General features: G+C 40.6%; 17 protein-coding genes, 10 tRNA genes, 1 rRNA gene and 3 other annotated features. Of the genes, 5 read left to right on the top strand and 23 right to left on the bottom strand.

Annotated elements, in window-relative coordinates; all coding sequences use genetic code 11:
• Positions 1-3 precede the first annotated feature (3 nt).
• A complete protein-coding gene (locus CEF19_RS10640; protein ID WP_100406049.1) occupies positions 4-1,311 on the bottom strand; it encodes a Gfo/Idh/MocA family oxidoreductase in 1,308 nt (435 codons plus the stop codon).
• A gap of 248 nt (positions 1,312-1,559) precedes the next feature.
• Positions 1,560-6,806 carry a pectate lyase gene (pelA, locus tag CEF19_RS10635; RefSeq protein WP_100406048.1) on the bottom strand — a complete coding sequence of 1,749 codons (5,247 nt, stop codon included), beginning with the start codon at positions 6,804-6,806 and terminating at the stop codon, positions 1,560-1,562.
• Between the two features lie 766 nt (positions 6,807-7,572).
• Here pelA and CEF19_RS10630 point away from each other — a divergent pair.
• Positions 7,573-9,264: a methyl-accepting chemotaxis protein gene (locus CEF19_RS10630; RefSeq protein ID WP_100406047.1), complete on the top strand. Its 1,692-nt coding sequence runs from the start codon at positions 7,573-7,575 to the stop codon at positions 9,262-9,264.
• A 164-nt stretch (positions 9,265-9,428) separates the two neighbouring features.
• Entirely contained in the window at positions 9,429-9,683 is a 255-nt protein-coding gene (locus CEF19_RS10625; RefSeq protein ID WP_100406046.1) for a hypothetical protein, read from the top strand.
• 83 nt (positions 9,684-9,766) lie between these two features.
• On the opposite strand, the gene CEF19_RS10620 is transcribed toward CEF19_RS10625, so the two are convergent.
• From CEF19_RS10620 to sigW, 10 genes are all read right to left on the bottom strand, one after another.
• Positions 9,767-10,258, bottom strand: coding sequence for an OsmC family protein (locus CEF19_RS10620; RefSeq protein WP_100406045.1), 492 nt, complete (start codon positions 10,256-10,258; stop codon positions 9,767-9,769).
• Positions 10,251-11,432: a cobalamin-independent methionine synthase II family protein gene (locus tag CEF19_RS10615; protein ID WP_100406044.1), complete on the bottom strand. Its 1,182-nt coding sequence runs from the start codon at positions 11,430-11,432 to the stop codon at positions 10,251-10,253. The genes CEF19_RS10620 and CEF19_RS10615 overlap by 8 nt, the downstream gene beginning before the upstream one ends.
• A gap of 146 nt (positions 11,433-11,578) precedes the next feature.
• A complete protein-coding gene (locus CEF19_RS10610) occupies positions 11,579-12,400 on the bottom strand; it encodes a phosphate/phosphite/phosphonate ABC transporter substrate-binding protein (protein ID WP_100406043.1) in 822 nt (273 codons plus the stop codon).
• 22 nt (positions 12,401-12,422) lie between these two features.
• Positions 12,423-13,550, bottom strand: coding sequence for an acyl-CoA dehydrogenase family protein (locus CEF19_RS10605; protein ID WP_100406042.1), 1,128 nt, complete (start codon positions 13,548-13,550; stop codon positions 12,423-12,425).
• A gap of 367 nt (positions 13,551-13,917) precedes the next feature.
• Positions 13,918-15,720: a glutamine--fructose-6-phosphate transaminase (isomerizing) gene (glmS, locus tag CEF19_RS10600; protein ID WP_100406041.1), complete on the bottom strand. Its 1,803-nt coding sequence runs from the start codon at positions 15,718-15,720 to the stop codon at positions 13,918-13,920.
• 399 nt (positions 15,721-16,119) lie between these two features.
• Entirely contained in the window at positions 16,120-17,466 is a 1,347-nt protein-coding gene (gene glmM / locus CEF19_RS10595) for a phosphoglucosamine mutase (RefSeq protein ID WP_100406040.1), read from the bottom strand.
• 23 nt (positions 17,467-17,489) lie between these two features.
• Positions 17,490-18,728 (bottom strand): CdaR family protein, encoded by a 1,239-nt coding sequence (locus CEF19_RS10590; protein ID WP_100406039.1) that lies wholly within the window; start codon positions 18,726-18,728, stop codon positions 17,490-17,492.
• Positions 18,721-19,545: a diadenylate cyclase CdaA gene (gene cdaA, locus CEF19_RS10585; protein ID WP_100406038.1), complete on the bottom strand. Its 825-nt coding sequence runs from the start codon at positions 19,543-19,545 to the stop codon at positions 18,721-18,723. Before cdaA ends, CEF19_RS10590 begins: the two co-directional genes overlap by 8 nt.
• A 208-nt stretch (positions 19,546-19,753) precedes the next feature.
• Complete coding sequence (locus CEF19_RS10580; RefSeq protein ID WP_100406037.1) at positions 19,754-20,380, bottom strand: anti-sigma factor family protein; 627 nt, start codon at positions 20,378-20,380, stop codon at positions 19,754-19,756.
• 15 nt (positions 20,381-20,395) lie between these two features.
• On the bottom strand, positions 20,396-20,959 hold the full coding sequence (gene sigW / locus CEF19_RS10575) for an RNA polymerase sigma factor SigW (protein ID WP_100406036.1): 564 nt from the start codon (positions 20,957-20,959) through the stop codon (positions 20,396-20,398).
• 217 nt (positions 20,960-21,176) lie between these two features.
• Here sigW and CEF19_RS24250 point away from each other — a divergent pair, with 217 nt between their 5' ends.
• Entirely contained in the window at positions 21,177-21,338 is a 162-nt protein-coding gene (locus CEF19_RS24250) for an aspartyl-phosphate phosphatase Spo0E family protein (RefSeq protein WP_100406035.1), read from the top strand.
• Between the two features lie 56 nt (positions 21,339-21,394).
• On the opposite strand, the gene CEF19_RS10565 is transcribed toward CEF19_RS24250, so the two are convergent.
• The 8 genes from CEF19_RS10565 to CEF19_RS10530 form a co-directional block, all read right to left on the bottom strand.
• A tRNA-Ala gene (locus tag CEF19_RS10565) sits at positions 21,395-21,470 on the bottom strand.
• A 7-nt stretch (positions 21,471-21,477) separates the two neighbouring features.
• Positions 21,478-21,552, bottom strand: a tRNA-Gly gene (locus CEF19_RS10560).
• Positions 21,553-21,555: 3 nt separating this feature from the next.
• A tRNA-Lys gene (locus tag CEF19_RS10555) sits at positions 21,556-21,628 on the bottom strand.
• Between the two features lie 5 nt (positions 21,629-21,633).
• Positions 21,634-21,708, bottom strand: a tRNA-Gln gene (locus CEF19_RS10550).
• Between the two features lie 8 nt (positions 21,709-21,716).
• Positions 21,717-21,801 (bottom strand) — tRNA-Tyr (locus CEF19_RS10545).
• An 89-nt stretch (positions 21,802-21,890) separates the two neighbouring features.
• Positions 21,891-21,966 (bottom strand) — tRNA-Thr (locus CEF19_RS10540).
• Between the two features lie 96 nt (positions 21,967-22,062).
• A tRNA-Val gene (locus CEF19_RS10535) sits at positions 22,063-22,138 on the bottom strand.
• Positions 22,139-22,150: 12 nt separating this feature from the next.
• A tRNA-Glu gene (locus tag CEF19_RS10530) sits at positions 22,151-22,225 on the bottom strand.
• A gap of 159 nt (positions 22,226-22,384) precedes the next feature.
• Here CEF19_RS10530 and CEF19_RS10525 point away from each other — a divergent pair.
• Together CEF19_RS10525 and CEF19_RS10520 are read left to right on the top strand one after the other, a co-directional pair.
• Complete coding sequence (locus CEF19_RS10525; RefSeq protein WP_100406034.1) at positions 22,385-22,579, top strand: hypothetical protein; 195 nt, start codon at positions 22,385-22,387, stop codon at positions 22,577-22,579.
• 257 nt (positions 22,580-22,836) lie between these two features.
• Entirely contained in the window at positions 22,837-23,271 is a 435-nt protein-coding gene (locus CEF19_RS10520) for an Rrf2 family transcriptional regulator (RefSeq protein WP_100408278.1), read from the top strand.
• 357 nt (positions 23,272-23,628) lie between these two features.
• On the opposite strand, the gene CEF19_RS10515 is transcribed toward CEF19_RS10520, so the two are convergent.
• The 3 genes from CEF19_RS10515 to rrf all read right to left on the bottom strand — a co-directional run bounded on the left by CEF19_RS10515 (position 23,629) and on the right by rrf (position 23,913).
• A tRNA-Thr gene (locus CEF19_RS10515) sits at positions 23,629-23,704 on the bottom strand.
• A gap of 4 nt (positions 23,705-23,708) precedes the next feature.
• Positions 23,709-23,783, bottom strand: a tRNA-Asn gene (locus CEF19_RS10510).
• 14 nt (positions 23,784-23,797) lie between these two features.
• Positions 23,798-23,913 (bottom strand): 5S ribosomal RNA (rrf, locus tag CEF19_RS10505).
• Between the two features lie 207 nt (positions 23,914-24,120).
• Positions 24,121-24,989 (bottom strand) — a sequence feature (23S ribosomal RNA rRNA prediction is too short).
• Position 24,990: 1 nt separating this feature from the next.
• Positions 24,991-25,740: a sequence feature (23S ribosomal RNA rRNA prediction is too short), on the bottom strand.
• A gap of 75 nt (positions 25,741-25,815) precedes the next feature.
• Positions 25,816-26,013: a sequence feature (23S ribosomal RNA rRNA prediction is too short), on the bottom strand.
• Positions 26,014-26,055 lie beyond the last annotated feature (42 nt).

Below are 26,055 nucleotides of genomic sequence, written 5' to 3'. Positions count from 1 at the left end.
CTTTTAAAAGTCTATTAATCCATTTACTTTTATGGCCTGACCATTTTCTAACGAAAGATTTCCTGCAATCCCTGTTAAAATTGACATGGTTCCATCAATATGATCAGCAGCTCTTTTAAATTCATCGTGTTTTGGTTCATCAAATAAGTCTCGGAGAAGAAGCGGGTCTCCACCGCCATGACCGCCTTCAAGTTCAATCACATCGACTTCATATGGCTTTCCGAACATTGGCAACACCATAACCGACTTATCACGAATCGCTCCTTCCTCAGACTTGTCTCCACCCGAATTAATATAAGATTGTTCACGGATTCGAATCTCAATTCGACCTTTGCTTCCGTTTAACGAGACAATGAACCCTTCCCATGGTAAGTAGGCATTTAGTGAGTATGTTAAGATTGCTTTATTTTTATAGGTAACCATCACGCCAAGTGTGTCTTCAATACTGATTCCATCCCCAAAGACACTCTGATCACGCTGATAACCATCTTCTTTTTCAGCATCAAGATACATCGCTTTTAAGTGTTCATTTTTTTCCAAATCTAACGCAAAGGGATCCGTCTTCGCGTACTCACTTCCATGAGCTCTCTGATAAAAGTTTGTTACACCTCTTGCTTCGGCATTTTCTCTTCCATAGAAACGAAGCCCACCTGATGCATAAACCGTCTCTGGTGTTGTGTCCAACCAGAAGTTAACTAAATCGAAGTGATGAGTGGACTTATGTACAAGTAACCCTCCGCTATTTCGTTTATCACGATGCCATCTGCGAAAATAATCAGCGCCATGCTGCGTATCAAGTGCCCACTCAAAGTGAACTGAATACACTTCACCAATTACATCATTCATAATCAGTTCACGGATTTTTGTATTATGTGGTGCATACCGGTAATTAAAAGCAACACGCACATTTTTTCCTGTTTTCTTTACTGTATTAATAATTTCCTGACACTTCGTTGCATCGGTTGTCATCGGTTTCTCCGTGATAACATCACATCCAAGTTCCAAAGAGCGAATAATATAGTGGTGATGTGTTCGATCAACAGAGGTGACAATAACTACATCTGGTTTTTCGGTTAAGATCATTTCCTCAAACCGGTCAGATCGATACAACCGAACAGATTGATAGCCATACTTAGATTGCAGTAGGCGATTCGCATAATTTAGTCTGGTTTGATTAATATCACAAAATGCAACAAGCTCCCCTGTTTCTTTAAAGCTTGTCACCAACGCTCCATAAAAAAATTCCGCCCTACCACCTGTACCAACTAAAACATACTTCTTTTTTCTTGCATGATTATTTTCGGTATTCAATATCCTTCACTCCCTCGTTCATAATCAAATTAATTTTATATATGTATGCGCTTACCTTCAATGATACTTTTTTGTTTTAGTGAAATTACTGTTTAATTTAGAATTTGGCTTTTTTTGCAGTTTGACAGAATATTGATTAGCTCAACATGGCACCACTATTACCTCGTCCTAGGACGATTGGAAAAAGAATCAAAAGCCTCTAAGAATCTATTCTCAGAGGCTTTTTTCTTCTTGTTAAAGCTTTTGGCTTAGTTATAGTCAGAAATAGCATCTTCAACCCGGATCAATTCTCCGGTTTCCAATGTTTCACCTGCAGCATTATACGAGTTGTCGCCTACAATTTTGACGTAAACGCGATTTTCGTAAAACCCTGTAGTCTTGGCAACTTCCAACAGTTTCTCAGGCCAGTTCCCTGCCCAACGGTACCCGTCTCTTCTTTCTTTCTCGATTTCAAGGATGCTGTTTTTGATAACACCATCACGACCCGAGAAGATCGGATTATTGGTTTCAATGTCGTAAAAGCGGTACCAAGTAGTGCTTGATGGATCCGAATAGAAGTATTGTCCTTCTGGGTCACCCGACACGTATTTTGTCTCTTCAACTTTACTCGCCTCGAACCAGTTCAAGGCGCCGTCAATTGCCTCTTTTACATCTTCAGATGGATTAGGTAAGGACATTAAATACTGGACAATTCCTACTGATTCTGAACCAGAAATAGATGGATGTTCATATATACGTGCTTCTAGGGCTTCGTACGTTTCAGGATCATGCTGTGCACACCACGCCGTGAGCTCACCATTCACCTTTATTTGAGATTTCAAGATGTAATCTAACCCACTCTCTAAAGCATCTCCTGTTTCCTTAACAAAATCTTCATTAACAAGATCTGAGTTAAACGGATAGTTCTTTTGATTGACCATTGTTAGCAGATTCATAACGCGAATCATCGCATTATCATTATAAGTAACATAGTCAGAATAGCCTCCTCTTGCTGGATATGCCTGTGGCCAGCCGCCACTCTCATACTGAGCTTCCAACAAATAAGCTAAACCTTTGTGAACCGATTCTTTATACCGTGTATCGCCTGTTTCTTTATACATCACTGCGAGGAAAAGAAGCTCATTTATTGTGGCGTTATTATCAATGGTTCCTAATTCACCATCTTCTTTAGTGTACCACTCAGATTTTGCTTCTTGACCATCCCATTCTCTGTTGTATTTGTCTTCCATGTTTTTATACCATCCGCCATTATCCAGTTGCCAAGTCAATAGATATTCGGCCTGCGCAATATCTTTGTCTCTATCACCAGAATAGTAGGCTACCTTCAGGTAAGGAATGTTATGAGGATTGTCAGTGTTCGGTCTCGTTATCGTTGCATCATTGTTTAATGCCTCCTTGATTTCGATGATTGCCACTGTCTTTCCATCCTTAACCTGTGTTTTCGTATTCTCAATTGTAAAGTTTGAAGTAAGTTTAGGGTTTAGCTCAGACCAATTACCCATTGCCGTTTGCAAATCAATATCACTTGGATCAAAATCCTTAAGCTTGCTGTTAAATGTCACTTCAATGGTATTCGGATTAGTAGCTTCTGCTTTGGTAATTTTTACAGGTTCAGGTGGTACCGCATCCCCCTCTGGAACAACGTTAAAGACAACGGGTTCAGATACGTTCCCTGCAACATCAACTGAAGAAATGGTGATTTTATTTAACCCAGATTTAAGGTTCACTTTCGTATCGAACGTTAAATCGGCAGAGACATCCACTTCTTCTCCATTAACAAGAACCGTTCCTTTTTCACTCAATTTTCCAGAAATCGGGTAAGGATTAAATTTCGAATTGTAGTGATTCCCATTTTTCTCACCTTCAAGTGAATCTAATGTGACAATAGGAGATTCGTTGTCATAAGTTACCTTTAGCACTACCGGAATAGCTAGGTTGCCATCTTCATCAATAGCCTCTACCGTAATGATGTTCACTCCAAGCTCCAACTGGACCGTCGTGCTAAAGCTAAAGTCTGATTGTAATGGGACTTCTATTTCATTTACCGTTAAGACTGCTTCATTATCCAATTTACCTGAAATGGTAAAGCTGTCTTCTTTTACAAATGTGTCATGTTGATCAACGGTAATAATTGGCGCAGAGGTTTCTGTTAATGGGATGATGCCAATACGTGTGACATCCCAATCGTCATTACCCTTGAGTACATTTTGGACGGTATACTGATTTGCTTCCTCAGGTGTCAACTGCTTCGTCCACCCGTCACGTTCTTTTGGATTTGCTCCCGGACCTTGACTATTATATTCAGAATATCTAGCTGTTTTTTCATTTGATTCATCTCCCCAGTTATCCCAGCCATCTGGTGCAATCGAGGAGTCGATATGTGTATTAATAAAAGAAACAGCCGAATATGGTCGCCACGGTCTACCAAAACCTACATTTTCAATCCCTTCATCCGCTGTGATTTCAGAATTGAGAAAAACATAACCAAATTCCCGATCTTGTGGTGTACTAGCAGCTGTTAACATCCCTTTATCTCGTTTGCTGTTAATTTGGCAGCTATCAAAAACAGCCGTTGCTGCACCGAAAATGAAATCAACATCTCCTTCGATGTAACAGTTCTTATAATAGTGTCTGCCATCATTTGTATACAAGGTATCTTGGTACCCTAAAAACTGTACGTTTTCAAAATAGGCACGGTCTCCCCTAACATAAGCAGCTACAGCTTGACCAGTCCCTTCTCCTGAATCGTTTTGGAATGTCAGGTTTTTAGCAATAAAATCATTCGCATAAATGAAAATACTTGAGCTTTTCGATGTACCTATCGGGTTACCGTCCGAACCAAGTGTGTTGGCATTGTCATCATAGACGAGAACGGCTCCTTCTTTACTTTCACCGACAAAACTAAGATTTGTTTTGCTAGCTGGTACGGTCAATTTTTCACGGTATTCTCCGTTCTTAATATATATAACCTCACGCTTGGTGCTGTTATCAGGTATAGAATCAATTGCCGCTTGAACGGTCTCAAAATCACCACTGCCATCCTTAGCTACAACAGTCACTTTTGCTGGGGTTACGGCTACCGGTTCAGAATTGTAACTTTCTCCATGTTCATTAACGGCTGAAACCACATAATCGTAAGTCTCACCATTTGTTAAGCCTACGTCTTGAAAACTTGTACTATGAACATTCGATGCAATCACCTTCAAGCTTCCACTATCAAATGCTCCGCGCTTAATAGTATAGGAATCAGCATCAGTTACTGACGGCCAAGTTAATACAACCTGAGAATCGCCAGCTGTTACCTCAATAGCCGCTGGAATGGCCGGCATTCCATTCTCTGGGGTCGGAACACCTCTTACCGATTCGGAATTCGCGCTTGTAGTTGTCTCATTTTTAGCAGAAATAACATAGTAATACACTTTGCCATTTGTTAGACTCGTATCAGTGTAGTCGGTCCCACTCACACCGCTAGCAACCACCTCATATGATTTTCCACTTTCGGTACTGCGCTTCACATCATAAGATAAAGCGCCATCGATCGAATCCCAATTAATCGTAACCTTTCCTTCAGTAGCGGTTGCTGTCAAGCCACTTGGGGCTTGTAACGGTGCCACTGGCATCACTCGGATTTCCTCTGAATCCTCACTCTCTCCACCGATATTTTTAGCCGTGACAACATAATAATAATTGATATCGTTATCTAAACCGAAATCCCGGTAATTAGTTTCTTCAATATCAGATACAACTGTGGCATACGGACCACCAGGATCTGTACTTCGCTTGATATTATACGTTTCTTTAGGTCTCGTCTCACTCTTATCAATGCCAAGTGCCCACTTGACTGATTCGTCAATGAGCTTCCAACCCTCTGCAGTCATAACATCTTCCTGCCCAGCAAAGAGGAATGTAGAAACTTGACGTGCAGGGACGGTTTCATTCTGAACATTTTTCGAACCTTTCTCATATGCAAAAATCGCTGCTTTTGTGTCATCATCAGCAACAGTCGCAATAATGGTAGCCTCCTCACTTGGAGTCCCAAAATTGATTTTTCCTGCTTGACTATAGACCTCTATCATGCCATTTAAGCCTGCAGCAAGCGGATGGCTACTGTCTGCAATCTTAATTGCAGTTTGGTTTTCATAGCTACCAAACATTCCTTGCTGATCATTGCTTAAATTTACATCATCTAATGCAAAAGGTTCAGCATACACCACAGGTACAGTTGAAGTCTTAAATTTATCTGCTATAAAAGCAGATCCTGACGATTCGCCGACAAACACCAATGAATAGCCTGATTCATCTCCGGATACCACCTCAGAATCAAGTGTCAATGTAACGGAAAATCCAAGTAACTCCAAGTGTTTGATCGTTTTCTCATCAGCCTCAACTCCAGTCCCGACAAATAAGATGTCCCTACCTTGACCAAATGAACCCCAACTTAAATCAATTTGACTATCGCGCGGGATAACAGTTAATCCAGATGGTGAAGCAGGCGGATTTGGAATAACAGTTGGAGTGGCACTCACTTGATTGGAGTTTTTACTCTCACCAACTGTATTAACCGCACTCACAACATAATAATACGTCTCATCATTTACTAAATTGCTGTCCACGTACCGAGTTTCGGATACACCAGACTCGACCACTTCAAAAGGACCGCTTTCATTGGTACTACGCTTAATGTTATAGGAAGAGGCACCTTTAGCAGAAATCCAATTTAATTCTACCTTTTGGTCACCAATTGTAGCGCTTAGTCCCTTAGGTGAATCCGTTGCCTCCACATATACTTGAGCATTGTCCCAATATATATCCCCTACTGAAGAACCTGCCGTTTGGGCCTCGATTGCATTTAGGCTTTCCACCTCTTCATAGAAAGGGATGTTTCCTACATACCTATCGTTAATATAGATATCAGATGTCGCATTATTGATATCAGCTAAAATCTTAACATGATACCATTGATACGATTCTAGCGGAATATTTTCACCTTCATAGATGAATTGTTTCCAGGAACCGTCAGACCCCCTGTAACCGAGATTACCACCAGATACTTCAAGGATAATTCCTGATTTTCCATTCTCCTTGTCTTCTAGACGAATCGGATAAGAATTCCCTATCGCTTTTGGCTCCATTATATCTAATTCTGTAACAAAGCTTCCTGTTTGCGATTCAAATGTTTTCGTTACGATTGTTCTTGCTCGCTTAGATTCTGGACCATCATTATCGAATATTCTCAATGCATTAGTCGACGCATTCCCGACTGAATCTACAGGAACAGAGTCAACATACACAGCACTGGTCTCGTTTGTCACCCCATCTGCTGATGCAGCTTGAATATATCCTTCAGGAAGTGTTGCAATGGTTTCATTTTCATAATCATCATTTATTAAGTTTGCCAAAGACTGCTCCTCTGCAGCTGATACCGAGAGAATACTGCTCGGAAAATAAGAAATCAAAAGAACCATAATCAAAAAAACCTTCGCTATTTTCTTCATGCATTTCCTCCTTGTTTTTAGTTTCATAAAGTGTTGAGTGAATGTGAAGTAAAAGTTGTTAGAGTTTGATAGTAGCTTTTGGCTAGCTAGTTAGCTTTATCGAAGTTTGAATATATGTGGGGTCTAGGAGGTTAGATAGTTTTAAGTTATAACGATTACTGCTGTCAGTAGAGTCAGCAAACAAATTGCCGTCTCCCATTAGCGTTACTAAGTGGATCTTGGATGGATTCTTAGTTTACCAACTCTGATAAATTTCCAATTGATGAACATTTTTTATTACATAGCTTTCATAAATCAACTCCCTATATTAAATTTCCATAGTCAAAGATTTAATGACTAGGAGTTTAACAACGTTGTTATTTAATTGTAAACGCTTCCACTATACAAGTCAATTAATCTAGAATTTTTATGATTTTATGCTTATTTGTTTATTTAAATCTATTAAATTATTAAAAAATCTCACAGTAAACTAGTCTAAAGGTCTTAAACCTTTTGCCTTTATATATTTCTTCAAAGCTTTCTCTGACCCTTTTACTAGGAATCTTTTCATTTATCCCTTCTTATCCACCTATTTAAATTTTTATAAGCAAATCAAAGATGATGAGTAGAAGATAGAGGTGAAATTTATTTGGACTTAATATTTATTATAATAAAATATAAGGCAAGTTTTGTGATAAAATTACTTTGGATATTATTGTCGAAATTTATCATTATTTCTGAACGTGGCGACAAGTATATAACAAAATAGATACAAGGGGATTTAGTTATGAAAATAAAGGTTAAATTAGCTTTGTTAGTTTCATTATTAATTGCTGGGCTAATCATTACAGGTGTTTTATCAGCATACCAATTGAAAGGAACTGAGGAAGCATATTTGGAAATGCAAGAAGATGAAGAAGTTCAGTTATTATTAAAGTCACTACAATATAGATTTACTGGAATATCTAATGACGAGAGAGCTTTTCTTCTTACTGGTGACGTAGAGCTAATATCTGGAATTGAAAAAAAAGCGAAAGATATCGCAGGTTATTTTGAGAAACTTGACAAGATGCAGAACTTAATTAGAGAAGACCAAGAAGCTATAAGTAACATTAAAGAAAACCTATCAGTCTATATGCAGGCAAATAATAAAATGGTTGAAACATATTTAGGTGGTAACAGTGAAATGGCTCTTTCAATGCATATGGAAGAGCAAAGAAGCATCAGGAAAGAATTGGTTGATCCAAGTATAGAAACATTTATAAATGAACTGACTAATGAAATTGAGAATGATAAAACCCTTTTAGCTACTGAACAAAAAACTAAAACACTAACATTTTATTCAACCATTCTTTTAACTGTTTTTGGTGGTGTATTTGCAGCTTTATTCATTATTAGATCCATCAACAAACCAATAAATATAATGAATGTTCGTCTAAAGGAAATTGCAGAAGGTGAAGGAGATCTTACTCAATCAATAAATATCAGTTCTAGGGATGAACTAGGTGAAATGGCAAAATCATTTAATCAAATGATTGAGAAGTTGAGAGAACTAATTAAGCAAGTAGGTTTTAATGCCGAACAAGTGGCAGCTGCTTCTGAGCAACTAACAGCGAGTTCTGAAGAAACAACAAGAGCGACTGAGCTGATAGCTTCAACAGTACAAGAAGTAGCTGTAGGAACGGAAGAACAAGCAAAAAGTGTGAGGGATACATCCAAAACTGTTAATGAATTATCGTCATCCTTAAGTCAAATTGCTTACAGTTCTGAAGTTGTAACAACAACAGCCAATCATACTTCAGAGCAGGCGGTTGAAGGTAACAGAGCGGTGACTATTGTTGTTACACAAATGAACGATATTAATAATACAGTTAATGACCTATCGCTTATGGTTAAAACATTAGGAACACGCTCAACTCAAATAAGCGATATTATTGATGTTATTACAGGGATTGCAGAACAGACAAATTTACTTGCATTAAATGCTGCAATTGAAGCTGCAAGAGCAGGTGAGCATGGGCGCGGTTTTGCGGTTGTTGCGGATGAGGTTCGAAAATTAGCTGAACAGTCGGCTGGTTCCGCTCAAGAAATCTCTCAGCTACTTTCAACAATACAGAAAGATACAAACAAAACAGTTGAAACAATGGCCGATACTACGAATAAAGTGGCTGAAGGAATAAACTTTGTAAACGACGCGGGGAAATCCTTCGGACAAATTCAAGAGTCCGTCCTTGAGGTATCTTCCCAAATCCAAGAGGTAACTTCTGCTGTTAAAGAAATGTCCGTAGGTGCTGAGCAAATGGTTCAATCTGTTGAACTCATTGCTGAAACCTCTGAGGTGACAGCAACTGGAACACAAAACATGTCTGCGGCTGCGGAAGAACAGCTTGCGGCTATGGAGGAAATAACAGCTTCGTCTTCGTCGCTTTCCAAAATGGCTGAGGACCTTCAAGAGAAAGTCGGGAAATTTAAAGTCTAACTACTTTTCACATGTTAAATAACGATGGGACTACTTTAATTTAGCGGACTCAGTGGACTATTTCTACTATGAAAAGATGGAGCAATTAAATAATTTAAAATCTGTCCATATTGAAAGATTTAAAGGGTATACGCAATTTACTAGTTTGAAGGAATTTAATAAACATGGAAATGTGGATGTTGAAGTTTAATTATGCCTTCATAAAGGCGGAACGTGTAGGTTCGAAGCAACTGGTTCGATTTGCGGCTAAACTTCCCTGGGTATGCAATGCAAAAATCAGGACGACCTTAAAAGCGATCAACGAAGAGTACCATGATCACGAGATTTCTCGTTCTACCTTTAAAGGAGGATCGGAAAAGCTAAAAAGCTGGGGCTCCTTACTCTCCATGAAACAGAAAGAAAAATGGCTCTCAATCTAGTAACAGAAGTCCGAGAATCCCCAACAGATTCTCGGACTCATTAATAATGAATGGCTTCATTTGGATATGTTGAACTTGGCTCCTCATACAAGCTTTTTAAAGTTTACTTCAAGATCCATGGATCTCTTTAAAGTATTATAAACAGGTGAATGATTGAGCGCCTTGGTGCAAAAATCAGAAAAATCACTGTCCTCAAGCTCAGCATATAAATAAACGGTTACCGTTATTTTATTTATACACGGTTCTTCATCATAACCTCTTACACCTAACAAGGATAGAGGGTTTTCCAGTGAAAGATTCAAAACTCCTTCAATTTCTTCAATAATGGAACCCTTCTTTTTGGACTGTTCTAAAAGCGTTAATAGAATGCTACTTAAAACAGACCCTGCGAAATATTCTAGACTGCTAATTTGCTCGTATTCCGAGTCAAAACTTACTTGCTTTTCAATCTGAAAGCTATTTTTATTTGTATACATTTTCACAGATGAGAGATCATTAGACGTTCCCCTAAAGCTCATATCAAAAACTCTGGACTCATATAATGAGTTTATTTTATCTCTCGGCTCGTTATTCATAGTTGCTCCTTAGCATTGAAGCAGCTTCTGTTAGTGAGCGAATTTTACCCGAGATAGTTTCAAGTATGTTAACTGGACTATTTGAGAAGGTTGCAAACCCGCAGTCAGTATTGAGCCATATTTTTTCCTTTGGAAGTTCATTTATGGCTTCTTCCACTCTTGAAAGAATCGAGTCGATTGTCTCAATTTCATCTGTACGTGGATTGATGACACCTAAACCAAGTGCTGTATTCTTAAGAATTCTTGTATCAGACAATAAGGAACTCAGCTCTCCTGCCCTTGGTGTTGAGAATTCAAGTGTCAATAGATCGGGATTTACCTTCGCAAATAACTCAAGCAGCGGCGTATAGGGCCCTGTCAATAATATGCTCTCATTTTTGCTCCAGTTTCCTCTGCAGACATGAAGAGAAGTAACAGTCTTTGTTCTATCAATATACTCCATAATTTGCCCAATCAAGGAACTGGCGAATTCTAACTCCTCTTTAGGATCCTTTCTTTCGGAAAGAGCCGCGCACATAAACGACCTTGGCTTTCCATCTGTGAAAACAACCTCGGTCAATACTGGTTCATCAAATTGAATCACATCAACTCCGATGTTGATCAGAGTGTCTATCTCTTCCTTCATAATCTTTATAACATCTTGCCCAAGTTCCTCCTTACTCCCGTAAAACTTACTGGAGAGATTAGGAAGCCACATTGATCTAGTAAGAAGATAGGGACCTGGTAATGTAATCTTTACGGGTTTATTGGTAAATTTCTTCATTGTCCTAAGCTCATCTGCGACAATACCACCTTTGTATTTCAGCTTGCCGACACAAATGGCATTTTTAATACTGATTGCTGGAACATCAAGCGTGGTCAAAATAGTTTCAAAAGCTTGTTTATCATCAATATAATCGAGCATTTCACTCATGCTCATCATTTCAACGCCACCAATTTTATCGGCAATGAAGGACACATAGTTATCCCGCCCAATTTCTCCACTTGTGATGATGTCAATCCCAAGATCCTCTTGTAGCTTAATCACCTTTTCGGTTTCCATCTCAATCAGCTCGTTAAAGTCACTTCGTTCAATCGTTCCTCTTCTCATCTTTCTGAGTGCGCTTAGAACCTCTTTTGATCTAGGCATGCTTCCCATTAAAGTAGTAGGAAATAGCGGTAATGGCCTTTTCATTTTTCTCATCTCCTAAAGTGGATGTAAATAGGTAAAGAGAAGCAACAGATAACCAACGCTTCTCTTTTTCAAGGCTGTTGTTGTATAAACTAGTTTAATAGAAGCGGTTGATTCTGATCGACACGTGAAATTTGATTTATCAAAAATTACGTGTTAAGGAACTTCAGATAATCATTCGCTTCACGTAATTGCTCAAATCCTGTAATTCTGCCTTCAACCCATTCCTTTAGGCCTTCCATATCCATCATCTTCTTATGGTCTTCATTATTGTAATCCATTTTATTAAGCACCTTTTCCCATTCTATAAACCTTTCCGTTGAAAACTCAGGATGTGCAACGAAAATACAGTGATCAAATACATCTGTCGTATCAATACATAACAATTGATTCTCATCAATCGTGCCATCCTTCTTCCAAGCTTCCCAGTTTAAATCCAATGTGACAGATGCGTCTACAGTACCTGCCAACAATGCTTTGAGAGCATCTAACTCTCCTCCTACATGGTCGCCATGAAGACCGATGCCAATATTAAACAATTTCTCCGTGTAATCCTCACCATACTCAAGCCCATATTTTTTATGTAAAAAGTTGATCGGGATCAGTCTTGCTTGAGGTGAGTCGATAGCACCAAAACCAATCATCTTGCCCTTTAACCCCGCAACATTTGTGATACCGCTATCTTTTCTGACAATGATGCAGGTCTTTCTGTCTCTATCCGTATCTCTCATTGAACCCATCTGGCATTTTCCATCGGTTCGCAAATACGTGTCCAACCATGCTAGAGGAGAATTCCAGGCAATGTCTATTTCCCTGTTCAATAATCCGTCTACCTGACCTTCATAATCCTTATAAAAGACACATTCTATTTCAAGCCCTTCCTCCTTGAAAAAATCAGCTATAATCCCCCAGATCACTGTAACCCGCGGATCATAAATAACGGCTCCTACTTTTATTTTATCGTTATTCAATGAACTCACTCCTCCCTGTTTATTATGGAATCCTCTGACCTGTTAATGCTTTACCAAGCCAAACATTCAGAACGTCGGTGCTTGGAGCCATAACTTGCCCTGCATATGCATCTCTCAAAAGTCTCTCAATCGGTAATGCCTTATTGTAGGCTTTTCCTCCTCCAACTCTCATAGCAAGCGTTCCACAGTCGATTGCAGCTTCAGATGCGAAAATTCTGGCCGCCAGGATCTTTGCAAGTGCATCTGCATCTCCGTTCGCTCCTGTTTGTGCTGCATCTAAGGTCATTGCTTTTGCTACAGTTGCCTGTTTATAAATATGGCCGATATGTACTTGGACTGTTTCAATATTAGAAAGTGAACGTCCATCAGGGTATTTCCGATCCACAGCATGATGGCTTACGATTTCAAACATATGCATGGCAATACCACTATATACTGCACCTAATCCTAGGATGAAGAATGGGGCTACGACTTTGAATACTTGCTCTTCACCAGAGCCTTCTTCTCCAATGCGGTAAAAGGAGTGCAAAGTCACATTATCAATGTGCATCGGACATGACGAGTTCCCCCTCATTCCAAGACCTTGCCAATCTGAACTTGCAAACGTTAAGCCTTTTTCCTCCAGAGGGATGACCCAGTTGTTTATTTTTTCTTCTTCTACAGATGGCGCTAGAACGAGATAATAAGAAGCATACGTAGCCGAAGTGACCATGCTCTTTGTACCGTTAAAAGTTGTGTAGTCACCATTAACCTCAGCTGTAATTTCTGGTTTATAGAAGTGTGTTCCTGTCCCGATTTCGCTATAGGCTAAAGCTAAGAACTTCCCCTTTTCTACAATATCTGTAAAAATCTCTTTCTTAAGTTCGTCACTTCCATGCGTTAAAACACACATCAAGGCAACATTATGCATCATATAGCAAAGAGCAGTAGTCGCACACGTCTCTGCAAAGGCTAGACAAGCCTGGGCATGTTCGACAAGTCCTTTGCCGTATCCACCATATTCTTCAGGTACAAGCAATTTTAAAAAGCCCTTTTCCCCCAGTGCCTTGAACGATTCTTCAGGAAATCTCAACTCCTGATCCGTCAATTCAGTGTAGGGTCGTATGTAGGACTTTGCAAAATCCTTGCCATCTTGATAAACATTGTTCATGATCTGTCCTCCTTGTGAATGGAATCTTGTTTTTTAAGAGTCTATGACACTACCATTATGAGGATATACATATTTATTATTACAAAAATAACATTTACTTACAACAAAGTACCACACTTGTTAAAAATTCTCAATATTGTGAATATTATTTATTAGCTATTTATAATCCGCACCTATACCAGAACCTCGACCTTTTTTAACCTACTTCTCATTTTTAGATGTTTTTTTCTTTTGGACATAAAAACACCCCTTTAGACAATCATATCTAAAGGGGTGAAACGGTGAATTTTTTATAAACGGTATAACTTTCTTCAAAACGGTACGACTTTATGTCAAAGCCACAATCTCATATTTAATTAAAACTTACTTACTCTACCGTTACACTTTTTGCTAAGTTTCTGGGCTTATCAACATCACAATCCCGGTGCAAGGCTGCATAATAAGCGATTAGTTGCATTGGAATAACTGAAACAAGTGGTGTCAACAGCTTATGAACCGTTGGGATAACAAATGTGTCGTCCTTCTCTTCCATACCTTCCATACTAATGATACAAGGTGCTGCACCACGTGCTACAACCTCTTTCACATTCCCACGAATACTTAAGTTTACATGGTCTTGTGTCGCAAGTGCCACAACAGGCGTTCCATCTTCAATTAAAGCAATTGTACCATGCTTTAGTTCCCCACCAGCAAAGCCTTCTGCTTGAATATAAGAAATTTCCTTCAACTTTAAAGATCCTTCTAAGCAAACATAGTAATCAGTGGCACGCCCAATAAAGAAGCAATTACGAGTTACTGATAGGAAGTCACGAGCAATTTGTTCAAAGCTTTCCTTCTGGTCACAAAGTGTTTCCATCACACTCGCGACGATGCCAAGCTCTTGAAGTGGATCAAAATCTAATTCAATCCCCTTTGCCTTTGCTGTGTCGACAGCTAACAACGTAAAGACAGCCATTTGTGCCGTATAGGCTTTCGTTGAAGCTACTGCAATTTCAGGTCCTGCATACGTGTGTAGTGTAAAGTCTGCTTCACGAGATAGCGTAGAACCAGGGACATTTGTAACCGTCAGTGTTTTGTATCCAAGCTTCTTCACTTCAACAAGTACACCACGAAGGTCTGCCGTCTCTCCACTTTGAGAGATAAATACAAAGAGTGGGTTTTTCGATAATACAGGCATATTGTATAAAAACTCACTTGCAATATGAACCTCTACTGGACAGTTTGTGAGCTTTTCGATTAATTGCTTTCCGACAAGCCCTGCATGATAACTTGTGCCAGCTGCAATAATATAGATACGATCTGAAGAAGTCATCGCTTGGCGAATATCCTCTTCTAAGCGCACAGATCCATCTTCATTTTGATATTTTTGGATGATGTTTCTCATCACAAAAGGTTGTTCATCAATTTCTTTTAACATGAAATGAGGATAAGTTCCTTTTTCAATATCACTCTCATCTAATTCTGCTGTAAAAGGGTCACGCTCAACAACCGTCCCCTCTAATGTTTTAACCGTTACATTATCACGAGTGACAATGACAAGCTCCTCATCCATAATCTCAAGGAATTGATTTGTCACTTGAAGCATGGCCATTGCATCTGAAGCAATGACATTCACCCCATCACCAACTCCAATTAGTAATGGGCTTTTATTCTTACCCACATACACCTTACTAGAATCTTGCTTATCTAGAATGGCCGTTGCATACGAACCTTTGAGAAGAGATAACGTCTTGCTAATTGCGGCTTCTACGTCCTTTTCTTCGCGAGCAAAACGTTCCACAAGCTGAACAATAATCTCCGTATCTGTATCACTAGTAAGCTCAATATCTGCTAAGTATTCACGTTTAAGTTTCTCATAGTTTTCAATAACGCCATTATGAACAAGAGTAAATCGCTCTGTTTCGCTTTGATGTGGATGCGCATTAACACGACTTGGTACGCCGTGTGTTGCCCAACGAGTGTGCCCAATTCCAGCCGTTCCGCTCACCGCTGTATCCACCACATTACGCAATGCAGCTATTCGTCCCTTTTCTTTAAATACATGGACTCCATCCTTATTGACGATGGCGATTCCCGCTGAATCATATCCTCTATATTCAAGCTTTTCAAGACCACGTAATAAAACTTCCTTAGCATCTTTAGATCCAATATAACCTACAATTCCACACATAGAATAAGTACCTCCCGTAGTTGGGGGCAAGTGACATCGAGGGCATCTTGCCCCCACTCTTTGTTTGTCTTTTTATGCATGTAAACTTCTGACTTTGTGCAAAGAGTCACCTCTTTGTTTTTTCAGAAGCTTAACGGCTGCCATGCTGCAACCGGAGGGCATCCGCCGAACCATCGATAAACCCTCTCCTCGTCAACTACCCTTTTTTCCTAAGGATAGTCCTGGCGCTTTATAAATCTTTCAAACAATCCTCCTTTCAAGGATAAATCAGATTAATCATACAAGAATGAGGTCAGTACGTCAATCATCAACAAAACCCAACACTCTTCGTAATCTTGATGGCTCTATTAAAAATATGCATAAGTATCGTCAAACGTGATACTTATGCATCGAATTTTTCTATTCTGTTAAACCCATTTCAGCTTTTACCACTTCAGCAATTTCGTTAACGTATTGTTCGCAAAGCTCACTCGTTTTCGCCTCAACCATAACACGAACTAAAGGCTCTGTTCCTGAAGGTCTAACTAAAACGCGGCCATCCCCATTCATTTCTGATTCAACTTTCTCAATTGATGCACTTACCCGAGCGTTTTCCTGAACCCCATGTTTATCAGTGACAGGAATATTCACAAGTTTCTGCGGGAATGTTTGCATCTCAGCAGCTAGTTCAGATAATGGTCTATTTGTCATTTTCATGATATTTACAAGCTGAAGAGCTGACAGCATACCGTCTCCTGTCGTAATATGATCTAGGAAAATAATATGTCCTGATTGCTCTCCTCCTAGATTATAGCCACCTTTACGCATCTCTTCCATAACGTAACGATCGCCTACCCCAGTTTGCTTTGTGTCAATATTATACTCCCGAAGCGCCTTATAAAAGCCAAGGTTGCTCATCACCGTAGATACGACTGTACCATGGTTCAACCAGCCTTGCTCTTTCATATACTTTGCACAGATAAACATAATATGGTCTCCATCAACAATTTGACCTTTTTCATCCACAGCAATCAAGCGGTCCGCATCACCATCAAACGCTAGCCCTATATTCGCACCCTTTTCAACAACAAGGCTTGCTAAATCCTCGGGATGCGTAGAGCCACAGCCCTCATTAATATTCAACCCATTTGGTGAAGTTCCCATTGTTGAAATATCAGCTTCCAAATCTGCAAATAAATGCGGGGCCAAGGAAGAGGCCGCACCATGTGCACAATCTAAGACAATGTGAATTCCCGCAAAGTCCTCTTGTACTGTTTGTTTTAGGAACTGTAAATATTTCTGACCACCTTCAAAATAGTCATTCACTTGACCTAAAGCAGCACCAGTAGGGCGTGGCAGTCCGTCTTCAGAATCTAAAAGTTTCTCGATTTCCTTCTCTTGTTCATCTAGAAGTTTAAAGCCATCAGGCCCAAAAAATTTAATACCGTTGTCAGGAACAGGATTATGAGAAGCCGATATCATCACACCAGCATCCGCGCTTAATGCTTTCGTTAAGAAGGCAACACCTGGGGTTGAAATAACACCTAGACGCATTACCTCTGCTCCAATTGAAAGCAATCCTGCCACAAGAGCACTTTCTAACATTTCACCTGAGATTCTAGTATCACGTCCGATAACAATTCTCGGCTTCTCTCTTTCCTTCGTGAGCACATAGCCGCCCATTCTACCTAATTTAAACGCAAGCTCAGGTGTAAGTTCAGTATTTGCCACACCTCTTACACCATCTGTACCAAAATATTTACCCATTATATAATCTCTCCTTAATATCCTTACTCAGAACGTGTCGTTATTCTTATGTGAATATTTTCTTCCTCTGGAATAAAACGAATATTCGGTGGTCCATTAAATTGAATTGGTACTTCTTGTTCACCTACTGATTCTTCACTTATATCAATAAATGCTTGCATGTCGTCCAATGTTAATTTATCGAGCAATGTTTTGGAACCAAGAATTGTTACGGATGTTTGATCTGATTGTCCTTCTGCAAAACTAACATCAAACGAATCCGTAGATCCTATGATTTCAATTGGAATGTCTGTCCAGACAATTGATTGCTCCTCAGAAACAGTGACGTGTACTTTAACAACCTCAGGGTCAATATTTTCAACACCTCTCGGTACAGGAAGAGGCACTTCAAGTGTTTGGCTTTCTGTCACTTCGTCAAGGTTAATGATGACTCCCTCAAGTATATTAATATCATCGATGACTTCACTTGGTCCATAAATCGTAACCGAGTTTGGTTCAACTGTAATTGAATCCACACTTAGCCCTTCGCGTAATGATCCTTCACGGCTAACTTTCACTGGAACAGATTTATTTGGACTCGTCACAGGTACTCTCACATCAACAATAGAAGGATCTACATTCAACTGCAGTTCATCCCCATTATCGTCGTACAACTTTACTGGTACAGCTTCTTCTATTCCCTTGTTCGCCCCTGCTACGTTCACATAGGCTTTTGCCGAAGCAACAGATGCAATGATTTCTCTAGCAGCTGTTACTTCGACATTCATCGGTGTGACAATAGGTGTGCCGACCGTATACCCCTCTTCTACTTGTTCGGCATTTATCAATTCAACATCAACAGGTAATGAAGTTGTCTGCTTCTCCTGTAGTTCCACCCTTACAAATTGAGGGACAATTGAAACGGTTAACTCACTTGGGAAACCACGATGTTGAACACTCAATGTGTGAACTCCTTCTTCTCGCTCCGTTACATCAACAAAAACCTCGTAAGTTGGACGAATAAGCTGGAAATATGTAATGACACTTTGCGGCCCACGGATATTGACTTGGACGTGCTCCGTTTTATCAGTCACCGCATAATTCTCATCGTCGTATAATACGGTTAGCTCTACTTCTTCCAATGTATAGGAACCATTACTAATAGATGGTAGGACACCAGGTTGGCTACTAATATTATCCAAATTTACCATTGTAAAGAGCATTAATGCAATAAAAAAAGAAATGATTTTTACAAACCAATGGCTATTAAACAATCTATCCATTTTTCTTCCCTCCCCATTGCCAACGAGAAGACGAGGTTTGTTTTGTATCCGTAAGAAACTCTTTTTCAAGAAGCATTCTTAACTGCTCTTCATCTAAATCACGATGTAGCTCGCCATTTTTCGTTAACGAAATATTTCCTGTTTCCTCTGAGACAATAATTGTGACACAATCTGTTACCTCACTAACCCCTAATGCGGCTCTATGCCGCGTACCAAGTTCTTTTGAAATGAAGGGATTTTCTGATAGAGGTAGATAACAGGCGGCTGCTAATATTGTATTTTCTTTCAAAATTACTGCGCCATCATGAAGTGGTGTATTTGGAATAAAAGTATTAATCAGGAGCTCTGATGTTAGGTTTGCATTCATTTGAATGCCTGTTTCCACATAATCATTCATGCCTGTCTCTCGCTCCAATGACATTAAAGCTCCAATCCTACGCTTACCCATATAGGTTGAGGCTTTTACGATGGAGTTAATTGATTTTTGAATAAGGTCTTCCTCAGGTACTGATCGACTTGAGAATAACTTACCTCTTCCTATTTGTTCAAGACCACGTCTAAGTTCAGGCTGAAAAATAATAATAATAGCAAGTAAACCATAGGTTACGGTTTGTGACATAATAAATTCAAGTGTACGCAAACCAAAGAAACTACTTAGTAACCATACAGCAAGTATGACGGTAATCCCTTTTACTAACTGTACAGCTTTCGTTCCTCTTATAATCATAATGAGTTTGTAGACAACATAGGTCACAAGCAATATATCTACAATTTGTCCAAAATAATTGAGCACACGAAAGTCTTCTATCGGAAACATTCTTTTCCTCCAAATCCTTGGCATCAAAAAAGCATCGCTCTAAAAATGAGCAATTCATATTACAGCTTTTACATATTTATACTTGCGCAAACATCATTTATCGTTCATTAACAGTTACATTATATCACAAAGATGAGTAAAGCTCGTCTCAAAACCCCTTTACCGACGCAATACCTCTCTAGAAAGGCTATGTAGAGGGGTTTCTAACCTATTCATCCTTCACAAGAGAAATAGACTCTGTAAAGATGTTCTTTATATGGTACCAAACCCACTCTAATGCTTGATTCACTTCGGAAACTTCACCAGTCACATGTCCTGCCGAGGCATAATAAGGCTCACTATTTACAAGTAAGATATTCCCCCGAACTTCTCCTTCAACAAGAAGATCACCATTTCGAACAACGAGGTCGCCTTCAATAATTTCTCCTTCAGGAACAACAACTTTCCCACTTTCTCGGTCAATAAGAACATTTCCTGAACCAGTAACCGTCACTTGTTCATCACCGTTCACCCAGACCGATGTAACACTTACAGACATCAATAACAAAAAAACCGCAGCTGCAATAGCAAGTGGATGCTTTCTGGTCCATTGTTTCCATACTGATGCAGATTTACGCTTTGGAAGCTTTGCCATGACCGCGCCTGTAAAGTTAGCTGGCGCCTCGATATGCGAAGAGCTCTGAACAAAGGCAATCGCTTTTTTTAATTCCCTTAAGTGTTCATCACATGAGGAACAGTTGGCTACATGCATTTCTAGATCTAGCTTTTCTGTTTCTGTTGCATCACCATCTAAATATTTATGAATTAGTTCGAAATAACGATGTTCACAATTCATGACACTGCCCTCCCTCTATACATGACGCATCCGCTTTCGCAATGCTTCTCGCCCTCGATGAATTCTCGTCTTTACTGTAGAAACGGGCATATCTAAAATACTACTAATTTCTTTTAATGAAAGATCCTCAATATATTTTAAAATAATTGCCGTCCGGTACTTTATTGGTAATTTATTAATCTCATCTTGGATCCATTCTTGCATTTCCAACGTGACAACCTGATCTTCAGGAAGTTCCTGTTCTGCAGCAATTTGTGATTCATACGTAAGTCCCTCAGCACCATTCACCGCATCTTGAAGAGAAAAATCAGCCTTTTTCTTCCGCAAGCGATCAATCGCAACATTAGTTGCTATCCGAAATAACCACGTCGAAAATTTCCTCTCCAGGTCAAATCGTTCAATATTTGTGTATGCACGGAGAAAGGCTTCCTGGGCAACGTCTTGCGCTTCCTGTGGGTTGCCAACCATTCGATAGGCAACTTGATACACTTTATCTTTATACAATTCAACAAGCTCAGCAAATGCTTCCTCGTCACCTTTTCGAACTTCTTTAATCAGTCGTTTCACTAATTTCTCCATAGCTATACCCCTGCTCACAATGTCTCTCTTTTATTTATACGAATGTCATTCTAATTCGGTTTCATTCTTTCTTCTATTCTAACACGGAACATTCAAATAAATAGGACAAAATGTTTTACACACCCTTTTTTGGGTATACTTACAAATAAGAACATTAATTACAAACAACAACTTTGTCTATAATCGCTTAAATATTAACAGAAGGGACGTGACGTCGATGAGTTCAAAATCTGTCACACAACTACTGCAAGAAATCGAAGCTAACCGCCAAACTTTAAATGAACTAGCAAACTCCAAAGGCTTACACTCAGAAGATATCATTATCCAAAGTCAAAAATTAGACAAGCTATTAAACAGATATTCCACTATAGCAAATTGAAAAGTTCAAAAAAAGCCTTAGATAAGTGTATCTAAGGCTTTATATTTATATATGTATGGTGGAGCCTAGCGGGATCGAACCGCTGACCTCCTGCGTGCAAGGCAGGCGCTCTCCCAGCTGAGCTAAGGCCCCATATCTTTGGAGCGGAAGACGGGATTCGAACCCGCGACCCCCACCTTGGCAAGGTGGTGTTCTACCACTGAACTACTTCCGCAAATGAGCCATGAAGGATTCGAACCTTCGACCCTCTGATTAAAAGTCAGATGCTCTACCAACTGAGCTAATGGCTCGAAAATGGCTGGGCTAGCTGGATTCGAACCAACGCATGACGGAATCAAAATCCGTTGCCTTACCGCTTGGCGATAGCCCAATAATAAATGGTGGAGGGGGACGGATTCGAACCGCCGAACCCGAAAGGAGCGGATTTACAGTCCGCCGCGTTTAGCCACTTCGCTACCCCTCCAGATTAATGAGAATTTAGTATTCATCATTCTAGGCCTATGATCGTAAAATAATAGATCTTCTACGCAGCCGCAAGTAGCATGAGAGACTTGGTGCCGGCCAGAGGACTTGAACCCCCAACCTACTGATTACAAGTCAGTTGCTCTACCAATTGAGCTAGGCCGGCCTGATAATTCCCTAACTAAGAATATAGTCTTCAAAAACCATTAGACAATCCACGTTAGCCTAGAGGTCAAAAAAGGAAACTTATCCAGCAAATATATGGTGGAGGATGACGGGATCGAACCGCCGACCCCCTGCTTGTAAGGCAGGTGCTCTCCCAGCTGAGCTAATCCTCCAATTGAAAATTTTGGTGACCCGTACGGGAATCGAACCCGTGATACCGCCGTGAAAGGGCGGTGTCTTAACCGCTTGACCAACGGGCCAAATTAAAATAAAAACTATATCTTTCTCTCTGGCACAAAAAATATTATAACTAATTTAAAATAAGAAGGCAACCCTTTTTTTATTTTTTAGGAATCTTATTATAAATATCTTGAATATACGAACATATATTCCTATAATGAAGAAAAGGAGTGGTTACTTTGAACTCAAAAGAAAATTCACATAATTTTAAACTTATGACTCTTTTAAACCATGTTCGCTATCAAGCAAAAGAAGAAACTAGAATAGAAGTGGCTGAATGTATGCTAGATTATGGCATCGATATTAAACTAGTGGGAGCTGTTACAGGTTTAAAAATGAGTCAAATCACGCATACAAAGAAAAATAAGGTGTGATAAGTTCACTAAGAACCCCTCAGTAAAAAGTGGATTTCTTGAGTTCCTCTCACCCACCTCTACTAATCTGATAGAGGTACAACATAACTATGCTTGCTCAAGATTTTCTCACTCAATAATTGATATATTAAGTAACCTCAAGTTCTAAAAGAAATATATCATTTAGATTTTTTCATAAAGTCTTCACTTTTCATTTCTTGCTATATAATGTGATAAAATGGAGTAAGCTCATGTGTTTATGGATGGAGGAAACAAACGTGCAATTAACCGCATACACAGATTATTCTTTACGCCTTCTATTATTTCTAGGCAGTCAAAATTCAGGAAAAAGATCAAGTATAAAAGAAATTGCTAGTGCTTATCAGTTATCAATTAATCACCTAAGTAAAATCGTTCATGAGCTCGGGAAAAAGGGACTTATCCATACTGTCCGAGGGAGAAATGGGGGAATTGAGTTAGCTTTAGACCCTATAGATATCAATATTGGAGCAGTCGTCCGCCAAACAGAGGACCTCACGTTGGTCGAGTGCTTTGATCCAGAGTTGAATCGATGTGTTGTTAGTCCTGCTTGTCAATTAAAACATATTCTTTATGATGCAACAGAAGCCTTTTTATCCGTCCTAGACGAATACACACTAGCAGACATTCTTAATAATAAAGAACACCTCAATTTTTTATTACAGAACAATTAGAGATAAATTAAATTCGTAAAGTTAATATAGTACCCTTTCTCAGAAATATTCGAGCCTCCCCACTACCCTAGTTAAGGTGGGGTGAAGGTTCCCAGCTAAGAAAACTTGGAACTTTCAAAATTGAATTCAATTGCTTTACTTTAATTATTCAAAATAGGCCTTTTTAGGATGGATATTCCGTCCTCTTCTACTTCTATAAAAATTGGTATGCGTTCCTCTTTACTCGCTCTAGTACACCCTGAAGTTACCAGTGGTTCCCCCAACATATAATAGATCCGTTAAATGTATTTAGTCCTTCGGGGATACAAAAAGCATCTTCCAACAATCGCTGAAAGATGCATTATATATGTATTCCTCTGGAGCTTCCAAGCGGATTTGAACCGCTGACCCCTACCTTACCATGGTAGTGCTCTACCTGCTGAGCTATGGAAGCAAAATGGCTCCACAGGTAGGACTCGAACCTACGACCGATCGGTTAACAGCCGATAGCTCTACCACTGAGCTACTGTGGAATAATTAAAATTTCGCCTGGCAACGTCCTACTCTCGCAGGGGGAAGCCCCCAACTACCATTGGCGCTGAAGAGCTTAACGACCGTGTTCGGCATGGGAACGGGTGTGACCTCTTCGCTATCGCCACCAGACTTCAGATAACCTTTGAATGTCTTTGTCAGCTGCGCAGTCTTCGCTCATGTCGTGTATTGATATACACTCAATTGCTCAGCCACTTGCTTCCTCGACCTTCTTGGTTCTCTTTGTCTTGATGTTAAATCAAGATGTAATTGAAAGAATAGTTCTCTCAAAACTAGATAATGTGTAAACATTCATGTCAAGAAATATTGGATAAGTCCTCGACCGATTAGTATCTGTCAGCTCCACGTGTCGCCACGCTTCCACACCAGACCTATCAACCTCATCATCTTTGAGGGGTCTTACTGGATTACTCCATGGGAAATCTCATCTCGAGGGGGGCTTCATGCTTAGATGCTTTCAGCACTTATCCCTTCCACACGTAGCTACCCAGCGATGCTCCTGGCGGAACAACTGGTACACCAGCGGTGTGTCCATCCCGGTCCTCTCGTACTAAGGACAGCTCCTCTCAAATTTCCTGCGCCCGCGACGGATAGGGACCGAACTGTCTCACGACGTTCTGAACCCAGCTCGCGTACCGCTTTAATGGGCGAACAGCCCAACCCTTGGGACCTACTTCAGCCCCAGGATGCGATGAGCCGACATCGAGGTGCCAAACCTCCCCGTCGATGTGGACTCTTGGGGGAGATAAGCCTGTTATCCCCAGGGTAGCTTTTATCCGTTGAGCGATGGCCCTTCCATGCGGAACCACCGGATCACTAAGCCCGACTTTCGTCCCTGCTCGACTTGTAGGTCTCGCAGTCAAGCTCCCTTATGCCTTTGCACTCTACGAATGATTTCCAACCATTCTGAGGGAACCTTTGGGCGCCTCCGTTACTGTTTAGGAGGCGACCGCCCCAGTCAAACTGCCCACCTGACACTGTCCCTGAACCGGATCACGGTCCGAGGTTAGAATGTCAGCACAGTCAGGGTAGTATCCCACCGACGCCTCCACGTAAGCTGGCGCTCACGCTTCCAAGGCTCCTACCTATCCTGTACAAACTGTACCAACATCCAATATCAAGCTACAGTAAAGCTCCATGGGGTCTTTCCGTCCTGTCGCGGGTAACCTGCATCTTCACAGGTACTATAATTTCACCGGGTCTCTCGTTGAGACAGTATCCAAATCGTTACACCATTCGTGCGGGTCGGAACTTACCCGACAAGGAATTTCGCTACCTTAGGACCGTTATAGTTACGGCCGCCGTTTACTGGGGCTTCAATTCAGAGCTTCTCCTAAAAGGATAACCCCTCCTCTTAACCTTCCAGCACCGGGCAGGTGTCAGCCCCTATACTTCGCCTTGCGGCTTCGCAGAGACCTGTGTTTTTGCTAAACAGTCGCTTGGATCTATTCACTGCGGCTCTCTCGGGCTTGCACCCTACTAGAGCACCCCTTCTCCCGAAGTTACGGGGTCATTTTGCCGAGTTCCTTAACGAGAGTTCTCCCGCGCGTCTTAGAATTCTCTTCTCGCCTACCTGTGTCGGTTTGCGGTACGGGCACCTCTCACCTCGCTAGAGGCTTTTCTAGGCAGTGTAGGATCAGGAACTTCGGTACTTAATTTCCCTCGCCATCACAGCTCAGCCTTCGCGAGAAGCGGATTTGCCTACTTCTCAGCCTAACTGCTTGGACGCACATATCCATCAGTGCGCTTACCCTACCTTACTGCGTCCCCCCATTACTCAAACGGTGAGGAGGTGGTACAGGAATTTCAACCTGTTGTCCATCGCCTACGCCTTTCGGCCTCGGCTTAGGTCCCGACTTACCCTGAGCGGACGAGCCTTCCTCAGGAAACCTTGGGCTTTCGACGGAGGGGATTCTCACCCCTCTTTTCGCTACTCATACCGGCATTCTCACTTCTAAGCGCTCCACCAGTCCTCTCGGTCTGACTTCGCTGCACTTAGAACGCTCCCCTACCACTGACACCATACGGTGTCAATCCATAGCTTCGGTGATACGTTTAGCCCCGGTACATTTTCGGCGCAGAGTCACTCGACCAGTGAGCTATTACGCACTCTTTAAATGGTGGCTGCTTCTAAGCCAACATCCTGGTTGTCTGGGCAACTCCACATCCTTTTCCACTTAACGTATACTTTGGGACCTTAGCTGATGGTCTGGGCTGTTTCCCTCTTGACTACGGATCTTAGCACTCGCAGTC

The organism is Bacillus solitudinis (genome assembly GCF_002797395.1).
Classification (GTDB): Bacteria; Bacillota; Bacilli; order Bacillales; family Bacillaceae_D; genus Halalkalibacter_A; species Halalkalibacter_A solitudinis.
This window is presented reverse-complemented; position numbering and strand designations above follow the sequence as displayed.

Excerpts from the sequence above, each read along its gene's own strand:
- pelA (WP_100406048.1), bottom strand. The coding sequence starts at position 6,806 with ATGAAGAAAATAGCGAAGGTTTTTTTGATTATGGTTCTTTTGATTTCT.
- CEF19_RS10630 (WP_100406047.1), top strand. The coding sequence starts at position 7,573 with ATGAAAATAAAGGTTAAATTAGCTTTGTTAGTTTCATTATTAATTGCT.
- CEF19_RS10625 (WP_100406046.1), top strand. The coding sequence starts at position 9,429 with ATGGAAATGTGGATGTTGAAGTTTAATTATGCCTTCATAAAGGCGGAA.
- CEF19_RS10620 (WP_100406045.1), bottom strand. The coding sequence starts at position 10,258 with ATGAATAACGAGCCGAGAGATAAAATAAACTCATTATATGAGTCCAGA.
- CEF19_RS10615 (WP_100406044.1), bottom strand. The coding sequence starts at position 11,432 with ATGAAAAGGCCATTACCGCTATTTCCTACTACTTTAATGGGAAGCATG.
- CEF19_RS10605 (WP_100406042.1), bottom strand. The coding sequence starts at position 13,550 with ATGAACAATGTTTATCAAGATGGCAAGGATTTTGCAAAGTCCTACATA.
- glmS (WP_100406041.1), bottom strand. The coding sequence starts at position 15,720 with ATGTGTGGAATTGTAGGTTATATTGGATCTAAAGATGCTAAGGAAGTT.
- glmM (WP_100406040.1), bottom strand. The coding sequence starts at position 17,466 with ATGGGTAAATATTTTGGTACAGATGGTGTAAGAGGTGTGGCAAATACT.
- CEF19_RS10590 (WP_100406039.1), bottom strand. The coding sequence starts at position 18,728 with ATGGATAGATTGTTTAATAGCCATTGGTTTGTAAAAATCATTTCTTTT.
- cdaA (WP_100406038.1), bottom strand. The coding sequence starts at position 19,545 with ATGTTTCCGATAGAAGACTTTCGTGTGCTCAATTATTTTGGACAAATT.
- CEF19_RS10580 (WP_100406037.1), bottom strand. The coding sequence starts at position 20,380 with ATGAATTGTGAACATCGTTATTTCGAACTAATTCATAAATATTTAGAT.
- sigW (WP_100406036.1), bottom strand. The coding sequence starts at position 20,959 with ATGGAGAAATTAGTGAAACGACTGATTAAAGAAGTTCGAAAAGGTGAC.
- CEF19_RS24250 (WP_100406035.1), top strand. The coding sequence starts at position 21,177 with ATGAGTTCAAAATCTGTCACACAACTACTGCAAGAAATCGAAGCTAAC.